This window comes from Prevotella multiformis DSM 16608 (assembly GCF_000191065.1).
GTDB classification, from domain to species: domain Bacteria; phylum Bacteroidota; class Bacteroidia; order Bacteroidales; family Bacteroidaceae; genus Prevotella; species Prevotella multiformis.
The window spans coordinates 304234-320287 of the sequence record NZ_GL872282.1; the positions used below are offsets into that span (position 1 = coordinate 304234).

The 16054-nt window shown below is 53.0% G+C and carries 11 protein-coding genes and 1 riboswitch; of the genes, 8 read left to right on the forward strand and 3 right to left on the reverse strand.

Going from position 1 to position 16054, the window contains the following annotated elements; translation table 11 throughout:
• Window positions 1–86: 86 nt before the first annotated feature.
• Window positions 87–824, reverse strand: coding sequence for a nitroreductase family protein (locus HMPREF9141_RS01290; protein ID WP_007366581.1), 738 nt, complete (start codon window positions 822–824; stop codon window positions 87–89).
• 96 nt (window positions 825–920) lie between these two features.
• Here HMPREF9141_RS01290 and HMPREF9141_RS01295 point away from each other — a divergent pair, with 96 nt between their 5' ends.
• The 8 genes from HMPREF9141_RS01295 (at window position 921) to HMPREF9141_RS01340 (ending at window position 13001) form a co-directional block, all read left to right on the forward strand.
• Entirely contained in the window at window positions 921–3518 is a 2598-nt protein-coding gene (locus HMPREF9141_RS01295) for an adenosylcobalamin-dependent ribonucleoside-diphosphate reductase (protein ID WP_040554319.1), read from the forward strand.
• A 512-nt stretch (window positions 3519–4030) separates the two neighbouring features.
• Window positions 4031–4405, forward strand: coding sequence for a dihydroneopterin aldolase (gene folB / locus HMPREF9141_RS01305; protein WP_040554320.1), 375 nt, complete (start codon window positions 4031–4033; stop codon window positions 4403–4405).
• A 264-nt stretch (window positions 4406–4669) separates the two neighbouring features.
• The gene (locus HMPREF9141_RS01310; protein WP_007366586.1) at window positions 4670–5923 is read left to right on the forward strand and encodes an N-acetylmuramoyl-L-alanine amidase; all 1254 of its coding nucleotides are present in this window, start codon (window positions 4670–4672) and stop codon (window positions 5921–5923) included.
• Window positions 5924–5933: 10 nt separating this feature from the next.
• Complete coding sequence (locus tag HMPREF9141_RS01315; protein WP_007366587.1) at window positions 5934–6914, forward strand: MlaD family protein; 981 nt, start codon at window positions 5934–5936, stop codon at window positions 6912–6914.
• A gap of 373 nt (window positions 6915–7287) precedes the next feature.
• Window positions 7288–8694 carry a chromosomal replication initiator protein DnaA gene (dnaA, locus tag HMPREF9141_RS01320; RefSeq protein WP_007366588.1) on the forward strand — a complete coding sequence of 469 codons (1407 nt, stop codon included), beginning with the start codon at window positions 7288–7290 and terminating at the stop codon, window positions 8692–8694.
• A 206-nt stretch (window positions 8695–8900) separates the two neighbouring features.
• Window positions 8901–9000, forward strand: a riboswitch (TPP riboswitch).
• A gap of 25 nt (window positions 9001–9025) precedes the next feature.
• Window positions 9026–11410 (forward strand): TonB-dependent receptor, encoded by a 2385-nt coding sequence (locus HMPREF9141_RS01330; RefSeq protein ID WP_007366589.1) that lies wholly within the window; start codon window positions 9026–9028, stop codon window positions 11408–11410.
• A 105-nt stretch (window positions 11411–11515) separates the two neighbouring features.
• Window positions 11516–12097 (forward strand): nicotinamide riboside transporter PnuC, encoded by a 582-nt coding sequence (gene pnuC / locus HMPREF9141_RS01335; RefSeq protein ID WP_007366590.1) that lies wholly within the window; start codon window positions 11516–11518, stop codon window positions 12095–12097.
• Between the two features lie 136 nt (window positions 12098–12233).
• Window positions 12234–13001 (forward strand): thiamine diphosphokinase, encoded by a 768-nt coding sequence (locus HMPREF9141_RS01340; protein ID WP_007366591.1) that lies wholly within the window; start codon window positions 12234–12236, stop codon window positions 12999–13001.
• An 80-nt stretch (window positions 13002–13081) separates the two neighbouring features.
• Here the strand turns inward: HMPREF9141_RS01340 and mnmE are convergent, their stop codons facing one another.
• Window positions 13082–14533 (reverse strand): tRNA uridine-5-carboxymethylaminomethyl(34) synthesis GTPase MnmE, encoded by a 1452-nt coding sequence (gene mnmE / locus HMPREF9141_RS01345; RefSeq protein ID WP_007366592.1) that lies wholly within the window; start codon window positions 14531–14533, stop codon window positions 13082–13084.
• 325 nt (window positions 14534–14858) lie between these two features.
• Window positions 14859–15734 carry a nucleoside phosphorylase gene (locus HMPREF9141_RS01350; RefSeq protein WP_007366593.1) on the reverse strand — a complete coding sequence of 292 codons (876 nt, stop codon included), beginning with the start codon at window positions 15732–15734 and terminating at the stop codon, window positions 14859–14861.
• Between the last annotated feature and the right edge of the window lie 320 nt (window positions 15735–16054).

The following is a 16054-nucleotide window of genomic DNA, read 5'->3' on the forward strand; positions in this document are numbered from 1 at the left end:
AAAGATTGCTCGTAGGACGGCCGAGGGCATCTGTTCTTACGGTCTCCCTGCCGCCGACAGATTGTTCTCTACCGCATCTTACAATCTTACAGGAATCCCTGCTGCCTCAAGGCATCCAGCAAGCCGGCCGACATCGCCTCGTTGTCCCGCTTCGTATAACGGAGATCGGTGAAGACCTGGGCGAGGGTCTCCTTTCCGTTGAGTTCCACAAAGTGCCTGTTTGCCTCCAGATTCTCCTTCTCCGCATAGAACCGGTCGATACGGTCGGGGGTGTAGTCGCAGTAGGTCTCATCGTGGACGAGGCTGTCTACCGGCAGCCGGTCCGGCTGGGCAGGATGCTCGTCGGGCCAGCCAAGGGTAATGGTAGCGACAGGCATCACAAGACGCGGCAGCTGCAGGACTTCGATGATTGCCCTGGGATTGTAGAGGGTCGTTCCCAGGAAGCACGTGCCCAGTCCCTCTTCTTCGGCGAGATTGCAGAAAGTCTGACAATACAGCAAGGCATCCGTCGCTGCATTGAGGAACGACAGGAAATTGTCATATCCCGGTGCAGCCTTGCGGTTCTCCGCCCACAGCGTCGTACGCCGGAAGTCGGCACAGAAGGTGAGCACGACCGGTGCTCCCTCCACCATCGGCTGGTTGAAATGCGGCGGGGCCAGCTTTGCCTTCATCGCCGTATCGTGCGTGATGACAACCGAATAAAGCTGCAGGTTACCCATCGTCGGCGTGCGTTCGGCCTGCTCCAGCAATGTCCTCAACAAATTCTCCGGCACAATCTTCCGGCTGTACTTTCTTATGGTTCTCCTTGAATTGACTGTTTTCATTCCGTATGATTTTGGTGGTACAAAGTTAAGCAAATGTTTTCTATTTTGGAAAACAATTCGTAACTTCGCAGTCGGAAAATTTCTAAAATGACAAAGATGGGAACCAATCAGACCTACTCCTTTGACGAAGCCTTCCAGACGGCACTTGCCTATTTCGGCGGCGACGAGCTTGCCGCACGTGTATGGGTGAACAAATATGCCGTGAAGGACAGTCACGGAAATATCTACGAGAAATCACCCGAACAGATGCACTGGCGTATCGCCAACGAGATAGCCCGCATCGAGCGCAAATACAAGAATCCGCTGACAGCACAGGAAGTGTTCGACCTCTTGGACCACTTCCGCTACGTCATTCCGGCGGGCAGTCCGATGACAGGCATCGGAAACAACCACCAGGTGGCCTCGCTGTCCAACTGCTTCGTCATCGGCCTGGACGGCGATGCCGATTCCTACGGTGCGATCCTGCACATCGACGAGGAGCAGGTGCAGCTGATGAAACGGCGCGGCGGAGTAGGACATGACATGAGCCAGATCCGCCCGAAAGGTTCGCCGGTCAACAACTCCGCCCTGACCTCGACAGGACTTGTCCCGTTCATGGAACGCTACTCCAACAGCACCCGTGAGGTGGCGCAGGACGGACGGCGCGGCGCACTGATGCTGTCCGTCAGCATCAAACATCCCGACTCGGAGGCATTCATCGATGCGAAGATGGAAGAGGGCAAGGTGACAGGTGCCAACGTATCGGTGAAGCTCACCGACGAGTTCATGCAGGCCGCCATCGACGACAGACCTTTCGTCCAGCAGTTCCCCATCGACAGCCGCGAGCCGATGTCAGCGAAGACCGTCTCGGCCAGGGCATTGTGGGAGAAGATTGTACACAATGCGTGGAAGAGTGCCGAGCCGGGCGTGCTGTTCTGGGACACCATCCTCCGAGAGAGCATCCCCGACTGCTATGCCGACCTCGGATTCCAGACGGTCTCCACCAATCCCTGCGGCGAGATCCCGCTCTGTCCCTACGACAGCTGCCGGCTCCTCTCGCTGAATCTCTATTCGTATGTCATCGATCCGTTTACCGACCATGCACGCTTCGACTTCGACCTCTTCAGTCGCCATGTTCAGCTGGCACAGCGGATCATGGACGATATTGTCGACCTTGAGCTGGAGAAGATCGAACTCATCATGGAAAAGATAAGACGTGACCCACAGTCTGACGAGGTGAAGCAGACCGAGTACCATCTCTGGGAGAAAATCAAAGAGAAGAGCGGAAAAGGACGGCGTACCGGCGTAGGGATTACCGCCGAGGGCGACATGATAGCGGCCATGGGGCTGCGTTACGGCACACAGGAGGCGACCGACTTCGCCGTCAGCGTTCACCGCACACTGGCCCTGAACGCATACCGCTCCTCCGTGACCATGGCGAAGGAGCGGGGGGCCTTCGCCATCTATGATGCCGACCGCGAAGCGCACAATCCGTTCATCAACCGGCTGAGGGAAGCCGATCCGCAGCTCTATGAGGACATGAGGCGATGCGGCCGCAGGAACATCGCCTGCCTGACGATAGCCCCGACCGGCACCACCTCGCTGATGACACAGACCACCTCGGGGATAGAACCCGTCTTCATGCCGGTTTACAAACGCCGCCGCAAGGTGAACCCCAACGACACGGATGTACACGTCGACTTCGTGGACGAGGTAGGCGACTCCTTCGAAGAATACATCGTCTACCACCGGAAGTTCCTGACGTGGATGGAGGCGAACGGCATAGACACCAGGAAACGGTACACGCAGGAAGAAATCGACGGACTGGTGAAACGGTCGCCCTATTACAAGGCGACTGCCAACGATGTGGACTGGCTGATGAAGGTACGCATGCAGGGAGCCATCCAGAAATGGGTGGACCACTCCATCTCCGTGACGGTGAACCTGCCGAACCAGGTGGACGAGGCACTTGTCAACAAACTCTACGTCGAGGCATGGCGCAGCGGCTGCAAAGGCTGCACCATCTACCGTGACGGCAGCCGGTCGGGCGTGATGATCTCCGTTTCCAAGAAAGACAAGAAAAAAGAGAAGACCGCCGATGAGGACAAGAGAAAAGACCTCTACTCCTCTGAAGAACACCATACGCACATCCTGGAACGCCCGCAGGTGACGGAGATACGTCCGAAAGAACTCGACTGCGATGTCGTGCGCTTCCAGAACAACAAGGAGAAGTGGGTGGCCTTCGTCGGTCTGCTGGACGGCTATCCCTACGAAATCTTCACCGGTCTGCAGGACGACGAAGAAGGCATCGCCCTTCCGAAGAGCGTCACCAAAGGGAAAATCATCAAGCAGACAGCCGAAGACGGCAGCCACCGTTACGACTTCCAGTTCGAGAACAAGCGCGGCTACAAGACAACCGTCGAGGGCCTGTCAGAAAAGTTCAACCCGGAGTACTGGAACTATGCGAAGCTCATCTCGGGCGTACTGCGCTACCGTATGCCGATCGACCATGTCATTAAGCTCGTCGGTTCGCTGCAGCTGAAGAGCGAGAGCATCAACACCTGGAAAAACGGTGTCGAGCGTGCCCTGAAGAAGTATGTCACCGACGGTACAAAGGCCTCCGGACAGAAGTGCCCGGTCTGCGGACAGGAGACACTCGTCTACCAGGAAGGCTGCCTGATCTGCACCAACTGCGGCGCCTCCCGCTGCGGATGAGACAGGCGGAGGAATCCGATCTGCAACAGTCCGGCGGGCAGCAGGGACAAGACAAGATGACGCTGCCTACACAGACCGAGACCCACCGACCGTCGGGAATGCTGTTCCCAAGGGTCGGGAATGGGATTCCCAACCGGTTGGGAAGGATGTTCCCGGCCGGCCGGGAACATCCTTCCCGCCGGACGGTTCCGTACAGCGAATACCCATCGGAGATTTCAACGCCCGTCCTCCGAAAGCTCAAAGTCCCGATGGCCAGTCGTTTACAGCAATTGATAAAAGTGAATCCTGAAAAGGACTTTGACGGATTCCTGCCTTTCAGGCGGGCCGTCACTGCCTCTCTCCTGCAAGGACATGGCAGGCCGTGCGATTGGAAAGAGGAAACAGAATACGCCGTATGAGAGCAGGAAGACACCGGGAGCTGACGAGCCTCCGCTCCGCAACCGGCCGACACGGAAATTCAAACATACACCTGTCATGAAAGCCGGCCGGGAAATACAGCCTTTAAGACAATGATGAAACCAATGACAAGCTACATTCTCCTGCAAGGTCTCCGCTTCCACGCATACATCGGAGTGGGGGCGCAGGAGCAGCGGGTGGGCAATGACTATGTGCTCGACCTGCGGATAGGCTACCCCTTTGCAGATGCCATGCAGAGCGACGAGGTGGCCGACACCCTGAACTATGCCGAGGTGTTCGACGTCGTCGGAGAAGCCGTGCGAAGACCGGCAAAGCTGCTGGAGGCGGCAGCCGGCGACCTTGTCAGGAAGCTGCAAACACGTTTCCCGGAGATTGAAAGCATCGATCTGAAACTCGTGAAACTCAATCCCCCGATGGGAGCCGACTGCAACGGAGCCGGTGTCGAACTGCACTTCGGACGGGAGCAGTGAACGCCGGTGCCTGCGGGAAGACATCCTCCCATGGCAGATTCTGAAAACAATCCCTGACCGATTCCCCCGCCCTGTCCATGAGGGAGATCCGCTCCTGACAGGCAGATAAACCTGCCCTGTCCGCAGACACAGCACCCCCTGATTCACGGAAAGAACCACGGCATTAGGCAGGGTTCGCCGATTACTTAATAAATGATAAAACCGGGAAAAAGAATCTTGGTTTCCCAAGGAAAAGCCGTACCTTTGTCCTCTAAATAATTAAGTATGCTTAAGAAAATAACGATTTCCTTTGTTTTCTTTATCTTGTCCGCAACTGCATCATGGGCTGCGAACGGACGCTTCACACTTGTTATTGATGCGGGACACGGCGGGCATGATGCCGGTGCCCTCGGTGCCTTCTCGAAAGAGAAAGACATCAACCTGAACGTCGCCCTCGCCTTCGGCCGCTATGTCGAACAGAATCTGCCCGACGTGAATGTAATCTATACCCGAAAACGCGACGTCTTCATCCCGCTGCACCAGCGTGCTGATATTGCCAACAAGGCAAAGGCCGACCTGTTCATCTCCGTCCATACCAATTCCGTCGTGCCGGGACACTACGCCAAGGGCTTCCAGGTCTATACACTGGGAATGCACCGTGCCAAGGACAACCTGGATGTCGCCATGCGTGAAAACTCTGTCATTTCGATGGAAGCCGGCTACCAGCGGACCTACCAGGGATTCGACCCGAAATCATCGGAAAGCTACATCATGTTCGAGTTCATGCAGAATGCGAACATGGAGAAAAGTGTTGAACTGGCACGACTGATACAGAACTCCGTCTGTGCCTCTGCCGGACGTATCGACAAGGGCGTACACCAGGCCGGCTTCCTCGTCCTGCGTGAGAGCTACATGCCGAGCTGCCTGATAGAACTGGGATTCATCACGGCGGCTGACGAAGAAGAATACCTGAACTCACCGGGAGGTATCGATGCGATGGCAAAGGGAATCTACGAAGCCTTCGTGAAATACAAGAACATGTATGACACGCACATCGTAGTGCCTTTCCGCACCGCCGACAACAAGAGAATCGCCGTCGGACGGGCCATCCCCGCACTTCCTGCCGACACCCCCCGTCCTGTTGCGCCGGCTACCGGCAGGCGACAGCCGAAGAGAAACCCACCTGCCGCCGTGCAGAAACCCGCACAGAAGAAGGACAGCCAGCCCCGGCAGAAGGGAACGGGGACCGAGCAGCAGAAGAATGTCCCCGTGTTCAAGGTTCAGGTGTTCGCCACCAACCGTCAGATGAGACCGGGCTGCGAACAGTTCCGCGGACATACAGACATCGACTGTGTCCAGGAGGGAAACCTGTACAAGTACACCATCGGGAGCAGTACGAATTACAATGAGATCGCCCGACTGCGTGAGAAACTGAAGAAAGACTTCCCGCAGGCTTTCGTGATTGCCTACAAGGACGGTGTCCGCATGGATACGAACCAGGCCATCGGCGAGTTCCTGAAGAATAAAAGAAAAAAGTAAATTGACAAAAATGAACAAAGTTTTCACCCCACAGGTAAAGATCGCACTGGTTGCCATACTTGCTGTCGTAGTACTGTTCTTCGGAATGCAGTTCTTGAAAGGACTGTCGGTCTTCTCGACGGACACACACTATAGGATGATGTTCAGCGACATCACCGGCCTGTCCAATTCGACCCCCGTCTACGCCAGCGGCTTCAAGGTCGGGACGGTAAAAAGCATCGAATACGACTATGCACGGCCGGGAGAGCCTATCGATGTCGGTGTCGACATTGACAAGAGCATGAAGATCCCGGAAGGCACCAAGGCAGAAATCATCAGCGACCTCATGGGCAATGTGAAGGTCGTCCTGGTCTTCGGAAAGAGCAGCAGAATGCTGAAGGAGAACGGGGTCATTGACGGCCGCATCAATGACGGTACGCTGGGCGACATGAAGAGCATGGTCCCCTCCATACAGAAGATGCTGCCGAAACTGGACAGTATCCTCGCCAGTATGAACATATTGCTGGCCGACCCTGCGATCAAAAGCTCTATCCACAACGTGAACCGGATAACCGCCAACCTCACGACTTCCACACAGGAGCTGAACCGGTTGCTGGCGCAGGCCGACCGTTCGCTGCCGGTTCTGACAGCCAAGGCTGGCAGGGTGATGGACAATGCCAACGGAATGATGACGAATGCCAACAGCGGCATCACCGAGGCACGCGGGGCTATCCGCCGGGCGAACGGGATGATGACGACCCTGAACGACAAGGTGAGCGGCATTGACGTACAGGGGACCATGACGAAGGTAAACGCCACCCTGGAGCACATGAACACGCTCACGGCAAAACTGAACAGCAATGAGGGGACGATGGGACTGCTGATGAACGACCCGACACTGTACAACAATCTCAACAGCACCATGCGCTCTGCAGACAGCCTCCTCACCAATCTCAAGGCACATCCGAAACGCTATGTACATTTCTCTCTCTTCGGCAAGAAAGACAAGTAATTTAAATATAGTCTAAATTATTCGCTTGGTGTTCCACATCCACGGGCGAAAGGGGAAAGGAAGTTGGAAATCAGCCGCTTCAACTCACCCCCGCCGTTGTTTCACCCGCCCGGGACTAATCGATTCATACAGCAGGAAACATCTGTTTATCAGAAGATTGGAATTACACAACCGCATATTGAGGAGCAAAAGAGACGAAGAAAGGTGCAAAGTACACAGAAATAGCCGTTTACGGAGTTCAACCGCCGATACAGATACATACAGGCTGAATGCTCTTTGTAAATAATTTGCTATCTTTGCAAAAGAAAAATCATGGGGGAACAGCCGGCAAGCCGCCGTTTCACCGAAAGGCATAAGAAATCAAATAACCGACATGAACGTCAGTCCTAAAAATCTTTGGGATAGTTGCCTCCAGCTCATAAAGGAGAATGTGACCGAGCAGCAGTTTGACACTTGGTTTCGCCCGATTGTACTCCAGTCGTACAAGCCGGCTTCCAAGACACTGCTGGTCCAGGTTCCAAGCCAGTTCGTATATGAGTATCTGGAAGGACATTACGTAGACCTGCTGCGTAAGGTTCTGACACGTGTCTTCGGACAGGGAGTACAGCTGACGTATCGTGTCATGGTCGACCAGGAGCATCATCTCTCACAGGATCTGCAGCAGGACGATGCCGAGGAAATCTCGTCGCAGCGCCCGACCAGCCGCGGAAACCAAAGCCCCACCGTGCTGGATGCCGTACCGCAGGATATTGATTCGCAGCTCGACCCTCATAAGTCGTTCGGCAATTACGTGGAGGGTGACAGCAACAAGCTGCCCCGTTCCATCGGTCTGTCTATCGCGGAACATCCGAATACGACGCAGTTCAATCCGATGTTCATCTACGGCCCTTCAGGCTGCGGGAAGACACATCTCATCAATGCCATCGGACTACGCACGAAACAGCTTTATCCGCAGAAGCGGGTGTTGTATGTCTCTGCACGCCTTTTCCAGGTGCAGTACACAGATTCCGTACGTCAGAACACGACCAATGATTTCATCAATTTCTATCAGACAATTGATGTCCTGATCGTCGACGACATCCAGGAATGGGCGACGGCGACGAAGACACAGGATACTTTCTTCCATATATTCAACCACCTCTTCCGCAACGGAAGACGCATCATCCTGGCCAGTGACCGTCCGCCGGTCGACCTCAAGGGGATGAATGACAGGTTGCTGACACGGTTCTCCTGCGGACTGATTGCCGAGTTGGAGAAACCTAATGTCCAGCTCTGCATAGATATTCTACACAGCAAAATCAAACGTGACGGCCTCAACATACCAGAGGATGTCGTCCGTTTCATTGCCGAGACAGCCAATGGCAGCGTGCGTGACCTGCAGGGAGTCATCAACTCTCTTCTGGCTTACAGCGTCGTCTACAACAGCAATGTCGACATGAGGCTGGCAGAACGCGTCATCAAACGGGCCGTGAAAATAGATGATGAACCGCTGACCATTGACGACATTCTGGATAAAGTCTGCTCGCACTACAACGTCACGGCGACCGCCGTCAACTCCCGTTCACGCAAGAAGGACATTGTCATGGCCCGTCAGGTGAGCATGTACATGGCACAGAAATACACGAAGATGCCTGCAAGCCGCATTGGCAAGCTCGTCGGGAACCGTGACCACAGCACCGTCATCCACAGCTGCTCCAAGATAGAAGACCGGCTGAAGATGGACAAGGGATTCTTTGCTGAAATAGCCAGTATAGAAAACTCCTTCAAACTGAAAGCATAATAAAAGGATCTGTCCAAACCGGAACAGACCCTTTTAGCTCTGTGTAAACCGGACATTGCCGGATAACTGCCACCAGAATGCTGAACCAGCCATGAGGAACAGCTGTCCTCTCCTCTTACGGCAACCGAACAAAAACACACTTCCTGTTTTTTCCTGTCCTGTTTGGAGATATGGCAAAAATTCATTACCTTTGCACAGGTTTCCAGAATGGGAACTAAGGGGTGCTTGCTCGTTTGGGCTTGCTGAGATCATACCCATTGACCTGATGCGGATAATGCCGCCGTAGGGAAATTCCCCTTTATTCTTCATCTTAATATCATTCATCTGGGATATGAAAAGAATTATCCTGTTTACCGCTGCACTGACATGTGCGGCAACGACAAAGGCACAAGTAACAACGGACACACTGAAACAACAGCAGCTTGACGAGGTCGTCGTGGCAGGCGTACGTGTACAGAAAAACGCACCGTACGCTGTTGCCAATCTCAAGGAAAGCGAACTTGAGGCTTTCTCCAAAGGCGGCCGCGAGCTTCCTTTCCTCCTCTCCCAGACACCGGGCGTGCTGGCCTGGGGTGAGAACGGCCTTGGAACAGGTACATCAGCCATGCGCATCCGCGGTGCAGCGGGCAGCCGGATCAACATCACACTGGACGGTGTGGCCCTCAATTCACCAGAGGACCAGACGGTATTCTGGGCAAACATGAACTCCTATGCCGCACTCATGGGAAGCGTGCAGATACAGCGGGGTATCGGCACATCGACCAACGGAGACGGTGCTTTCGGCGGTTCGGTATCACTGGCGACCCATGCACCGAACAGGAAACCCAGCGTGGAAGTGAGCGGTTCGTATGGTTCTTACAACACCTATAATACCGGTGTGAAATTCTCTACGGGCCTGCTGTTCAACCATCTTGTATTCGACGGCGCCTACCATGAAACCGCCACCGACGGCTATGTCCACGGCACGAAGGGACGTTCGGGATCCTACTATGGCGGACTGACCTGGATGGGCGATGATTTCCGGATCAGCTACAAGAACATCGGCAACTTCGAGAAGACAGGACAGGCATGGAACGGTGTCGTAACAGGGAGCAGCGACCTGAGCCTGATGGAAGGTACTTATGGTGCCAAAACGGGCATCATGACCTATAAGGACCTGTACGATAGGGGGCTCGGGAAGTTCAATCCGCTCTACGAATATCTGCTGACAGATGCCAACGGGGCTTTTACGAAAGATGCGGACGGCAATTACCAGACCGCACGCTACACGATGCGTGACGGCTCTTTCTGGGATAAGACGACGGACAACTTCTACCAGAACCACAATCTCCTCTCATTCGCTTTCCATCCTTCCAGCCATTGGAACCATCAGGTAACCTTACATTACACCTACGGATACGGATATTACAGCGAACTGAAGCCCAATGCGAAATTCGCCAAGTTCGGACTGCTCTTCTACGATTCCAACGGCAAGTTCGTCAAGAAGTCTGACTTCGTACGCCTCAAAGGGCTCACACAGCACACCTACGGCATCGTCTATACCAGCCGTTACAGGGATGCAAGCTGGGATGTGACGGGCGGACTGAACCTCCAGCAGTTCCGTGGCAGCCACTTCGGCTACCTTACCTATATAAAGAACGAACAGGCGGACGCAAAGTACCGGTCTGGCGGACGCGATTACAAATATTATGACTCCGATGCGCATAAATATGATTACAGCGGGTTCTTCAAGGCAAAATACCACTTCTCAGACTACTGGAATGTATTTATGGATCTACAGTACCGTCATGTAGAGTATCAGACGGACGGACAGAACGACCGTTTCTACAAGAGCGGAAACGGCTATAAGAACCAGCTGCTGGACATCAGCGAGCGTTACGACTTCGTCAATCCGAAAGCAGGTATCAGCTACTACCGCAGCGGACACAAGGCGTATGCCTCCATTGCCTACGCCAACCGCGAGCCGGAGCGCAATAACTTCACTAACAACGGCAGCTATCCGGCACCGACACCGGAACGCATGATGGACATTGAAGCCGGCTATCAGTATGACGGCAGCAACTGGCATGCCGGTGTGAACCTGTACTATATGGATTACAACAACCAGTTCGTGCAGACCGGAGCACAGAGCGACATCGGAGCGAATCTGACCACCAACATCAAAAACAGCTATCGCATGGGAGCCGAGCTGGAGACAGGATGGAGTCCGCTGCCATGGCTGACCTTCGAGGGGAATGCCGCCCTGAGCCGCAATATCATCAAGGACTTCGATGAGATGGCAAGCGTTGACTGGGAAGCCTCCTTCCGTAAGATCCACTACGGACACTCAACCCTGGCCTTCTCACCATCAGCCATCCTCAACGGCATGCTAAACCTCCATTATAAAGGCTTTGATGCTGTCTGGCATACGAATTTCGTCAGTCGTCAGTATCTGGACAATACAGAGAATATGACCCGTTCGCTGCCCTGCTATTCACAGACGAACGTCAATATCAGCTACACCCTGCGTCCCGCCAGGCGCATTGCCGGCCTGAAAGAAGCCGTGTTCGGCGTGAACCTCAACAATATCTTCAACCGTCATTATGCTGCCAGCGGATCGGTTTACAGTTCCATCCTCGACCATGACGGCCATCCTAATGAAAACCGCTACACGCAGATCGGATTCATCCCAATGGCCGGGTTCAATATGATGGGAAATGTTACGCTGAAGTTTTAGAAAGAGAAGCCTCTCCTCCCTTCCCCAAGAAGGGAGGGATAGGAGGAGAGGCTGGCTGGCGGTCTGTGGAAAAATTGACTGTGCCGTTATTTATTTCCATTTATCATGACATTAGACATGCTCGGCTGCTTTGTCGGCCTTATTTACATCTATCAGGAATACAAGGCAAGTATCTGGCTCTGGCTGACAGGCATCATCATGCCTGTCATCTATATGTTCGTCTATTACGAAGCCGGACTGTATGCTGACTTCGGCATGCAGATCTACTACACATTGGCAGCCCTCTATGGGTTCCTTTATTGGAAATTCGGAAAGAAGAAGGAAGAGGAGAAAGAAATTCCCATCACACGTTACCCACGCCGGCTGATACTCCCCTCCATCCTCGTATTTCTCCTGCTATGGGCCGGAGTGTATTTTGTCCTTGTCCATTACACCAATTCTACCGTCCCCGTATGGGACAGTTCCAGCAACGCCCTCAGCTTCATCGGACTGTGGGCACTGGCAAAGAAATACATCGAACAATGGTGGATATGGATCGTCGTAGATGTGGAACTGTCAGGACTGTATTTATACAAGGAGATTCCTTTTACCGCAGGACTGTATGCCCTGTATGCCATTATCGCCGTGGCAGGATACTTCAAGTGGAGAAAAAGTCTCCCAACCACCCCGGATGCACCATCCTGCTGAAAGGGAGAAGTATCTGGTAGAAGATGTGCAGCACGGCATTCATAATGTCTGGCATTCCCTTCAGCAGGGAATCATATAGCCGACAGACAGGGTAGAAGAAAACCTATTCAACCAACAGATAAAAGGATCAGCACAAATGGTATTCAATAACAAAACAAAAGAATCTTTTTCCGAAGCAGGAGACGGCCATCCTGTCAGGTATTCCTTTTTTTCGGATGAGACAAAAGGATCTCTTTCAAAAGGGACAGATGAATCCAGCACAGAGCGTTTCTCGGCAGTTATCCTTGCAGCCGGCGACTTCCCCTATCATGTTCTCCCTCTCCGAATCCTGCGGGAAGCCAGAAACCTTGTTGTATGTGACGGTGCATTGGCAGAACTCATCGAGTATGAGATAGAACCGGCAGCTGTCGTCGGAGACGGCGACTCTCTCTCTGCCGGACTGAAGCAGCGCTACGCACACATCTATCATCAGATATCGGAACAGGCATTCAACGACCTCACCAAGGCGACCCTCTTTGCCCGCTCGCATCTGCAGATGGATGCACCGACGCACATCCGCCCACGCTTCTGCTACCTTGGGGCGACCGGGAAACGTGAGGATCACACACTGGGCAACATCTCCCTCATGCTCTATTACCATCGCCAGCTGGGCATCGACCCGGTGATGGTAACGGACTATGGCTGGTTTGTCCCTGCATCAGGTACAACCCGTTTCGCATCCTTTCCCGGACAGCAGGTGAGCATCTACAACGCAACCTGCAAAGAACTGACAAGTGAAGGACTAAAATGGGATGCCTATCCTTTTCAGGAACTGTGGCAAGGTACACTTAACGAGGCACTCGAAGATAGATTCACCATCCATGCAGACGGTGACTACCTCATTTACAGAACTCACAGCATTTAGTCCTTACCACGTCTCTGTCAGCTGGCTTACAGTTGATCACCACACCTGTCTGAGTATTCTCATCCGTACGGGAAAAAACTTCACTTGCCGATGCAGAAATGCCTGAAGATGTTATCAAGGACCTCATGAGTCGTGATCTGTCCGCCCGTAATGTCGGCAAGCTGGTCAAGACAGATACGCAGATCCTCACTGACGAGGTCGCCGCTAAGTCCGAGCTGAAGAGCATCAATGACACGGAGGATGGACGCATCCGCATGGACAAGTGCATCATAATGTCGGACAGATGTGACAATGATGCTGTTCTCATCGATTTCCGGAATCCCTGCAGCATTGTAGATGGCAGTTTCCAAGCCTGCTATATTCTGCTTCAACTTCGCTGATATATAGACAGTCTGCGCCTCAAGCCCCGTACTTCCGGGTCTTACAGGCATATCGTCCATCTTATTAAAGACTGTTATCAACTTCTTCCCTTCAGCAAGATGCCGCATCTCACGACATTCTTCAATTGTCGGCTGCCGGTCATTAACCCATAGTACGACGGCAGCCTCCTTCATCTTCTCATAGGCACGCCTGATGCCCAACCGCTCTATCTGGTCGTCGGTATGACGGAGACCAGCCGTATCGATGAATCGGAAAGTAACGCCGTTGATCTCCGTCGTGTCCTCGATAACGTCACGTGTTGTTCCATGGATATTGGACACGATGGCTTTCTCCTCGTGCAGGAGGCAGTTGAGAAGTGTTGATTTTCCCACATTTGTCTTGCCAATGATGGCTACAGGAACACCTTTCTTCAATATATTTCCTGTCTCGAAGGACTTTGTCAGACTTGCTATCCGATCATGAATCTTCGCTGCCAATGCGCTCAGTTCCGCACGGTCAGCAAACTCAAGTTCTTCATGATCAGAGAAATCCAGTTCCAGTTCCAGCAAGGATGTCATCCTCAGGAGCTGCTCCCGAAGCCGAGACAGCTCTGAACTGAAATGTCCTTTCAACTGGCTCAATGCCAACTGGTGTGAAGCACGGTTGGATGCGGTGATGAGATCGGCAACAGCCTCGGCCTGACTGAGATCCATTTTGCCGTTCAGATAAGCCCGTTGGGTAAACTCACCCGGCTGTGCCTGCCTGCAGCCGGCATCAATGAGCAGCCTCATTACCTGATTGAGAACATATACCGAGCCATGGCAGGATATTTCCGTACTGTCCTCTCCAGTATAGCTATGTGGAGCACGGAAGACACTGACAAGAACATCGTCTACAGCCTTTTTCTCCTTGTCAAGAATCTCTCCATAATGCAAGGTGTTTCCCCTGGCTTCCGCAAGAGGCCTCCCTTTCACCCCTCGGAATATACGATCCGTCGCTTCTATCGCCCCTACCCCACTCACGCGGATAATTCCGATGGCGCCACCCGGCTGGGTTGCGGGTGCGCAGATGGGGGAAGCCGGAAGATGGGAGGCGGCTGCCGAATGCTGACAGTCGGAGGCCGACAGTTTCTCCTGTCGCCCTCCGTCTGTTTCTTTATATGCTATACTCATTATCTTTCTTGCAGGAAAATCCTACTCATTATTAATTTTCCAATCTTGTTCTTTTCCGGTGGAAGCCCGTCACCTGACAACAGAAAGACAGCCTCCACGCAATTGTACCCGACCACTGATTCTCACCTCCCGACTGTCAACTATTCATAGGCCGTAACTAAAAAAACACCTTTGATGTTTTTGTTTTTCAGACGGACAGATGCTGCTTTCCGCCTGAGAGAGACTGACAGACCCTACAGCTGAAAGAACATCAAAGCGACAAGACACAAAGAGTTGACAACATTCTTATCGACGACCGCCCAACGTACTTTCCAGAAAAGTCCTGTTATATTCTTTCAAGGACTTTCTCTATCAATCCATCAATCGTATTCTTATAACCCGCATTCGCCTCTTTGGCAAGTCGGTTGGCAATTACCATGCAGACTGTGACCGCCTTGTGTCCCATGAGCGCCGAGAGACCTGCCAGAGCGGAAGACTCCATTTCAAAGTTCGTCACCTTCATGTTGTTATAAGAGAACTTCTCTATCTTTTCATTCAGCCTGGGATCCTGCAGAGGCAGACGCAGTTCACGCCCCTGCGGCCCGAAGAAGCCGCCGCAGGCGATCGTCACGCCACGTACCATGTCCTCCCCTGCAATACGGTCCGTCAGTTCCTTATCGGCACAGGCAACGTAAGGATTCCCCAATTGCATATCCCATTCTACCTGTTTCTTGAACTGCGCTTCAAAATCCAGGTCACACACCTGGTTGCGTCCTGCATAGAAATTCAGCAGACCGTCGAAGCCGATGCTCTTGACAGAAGCAATGTAAGTGCCGACAGGTGTAAAAGGCTGCAGGCCGCCACAGGTCCCGATACGGACAAGTGTAAGCTGGCGCAGGGTATCTTTCTCGTTACGTGTCTTGAAATCAATATTTGCCAGGGCATCCAATTCATTCACTACAATATCTATGTTATCACAGCCGATACCGGTACTCTGTGCCGTGATCCTTTTCCCATGGAAAGTCCCGGTTATCGTACGGAACTCACGGTTAGACACCTCACACTCTACATCTTCAAAATGAGATGCCACGAGGGCTACACGGCCAGGGTCACCAACGAGAATTACTTTGTCTGCAAGATTATCCGGTTTCAGGTGCAGATGGAAAATGCTTCCGTCTTCATTGACGATCAGCTCTGAGGGGGCGAAAAACTTTTTCTCCATAGTCTAAAAGATAAATTGGTAATACAGTTGATTGATTCTTGTTTAGAAAGCAAAGATAATAAATAATACAAGAAAATCCAAGAGAAGCACGGAAAAATCATTCTACAGACTCTATACAAACAGAATCTTCCCGCAGTTGACGGGGCCGCTTACCCGCCGCTGCGAAAATCAGCCCCCCTGCCGGCGACCGTATTTCTGCCATCCCATCCACCGAATTGAAGATGCGGAGGATGACGGAATAGCCTGCCGGCGACCGTATTTCTGCCATCCCATCCACCCTCTTCCCGGTGATTCCCCCTCTAAGACAGGTCCGGGAAAAA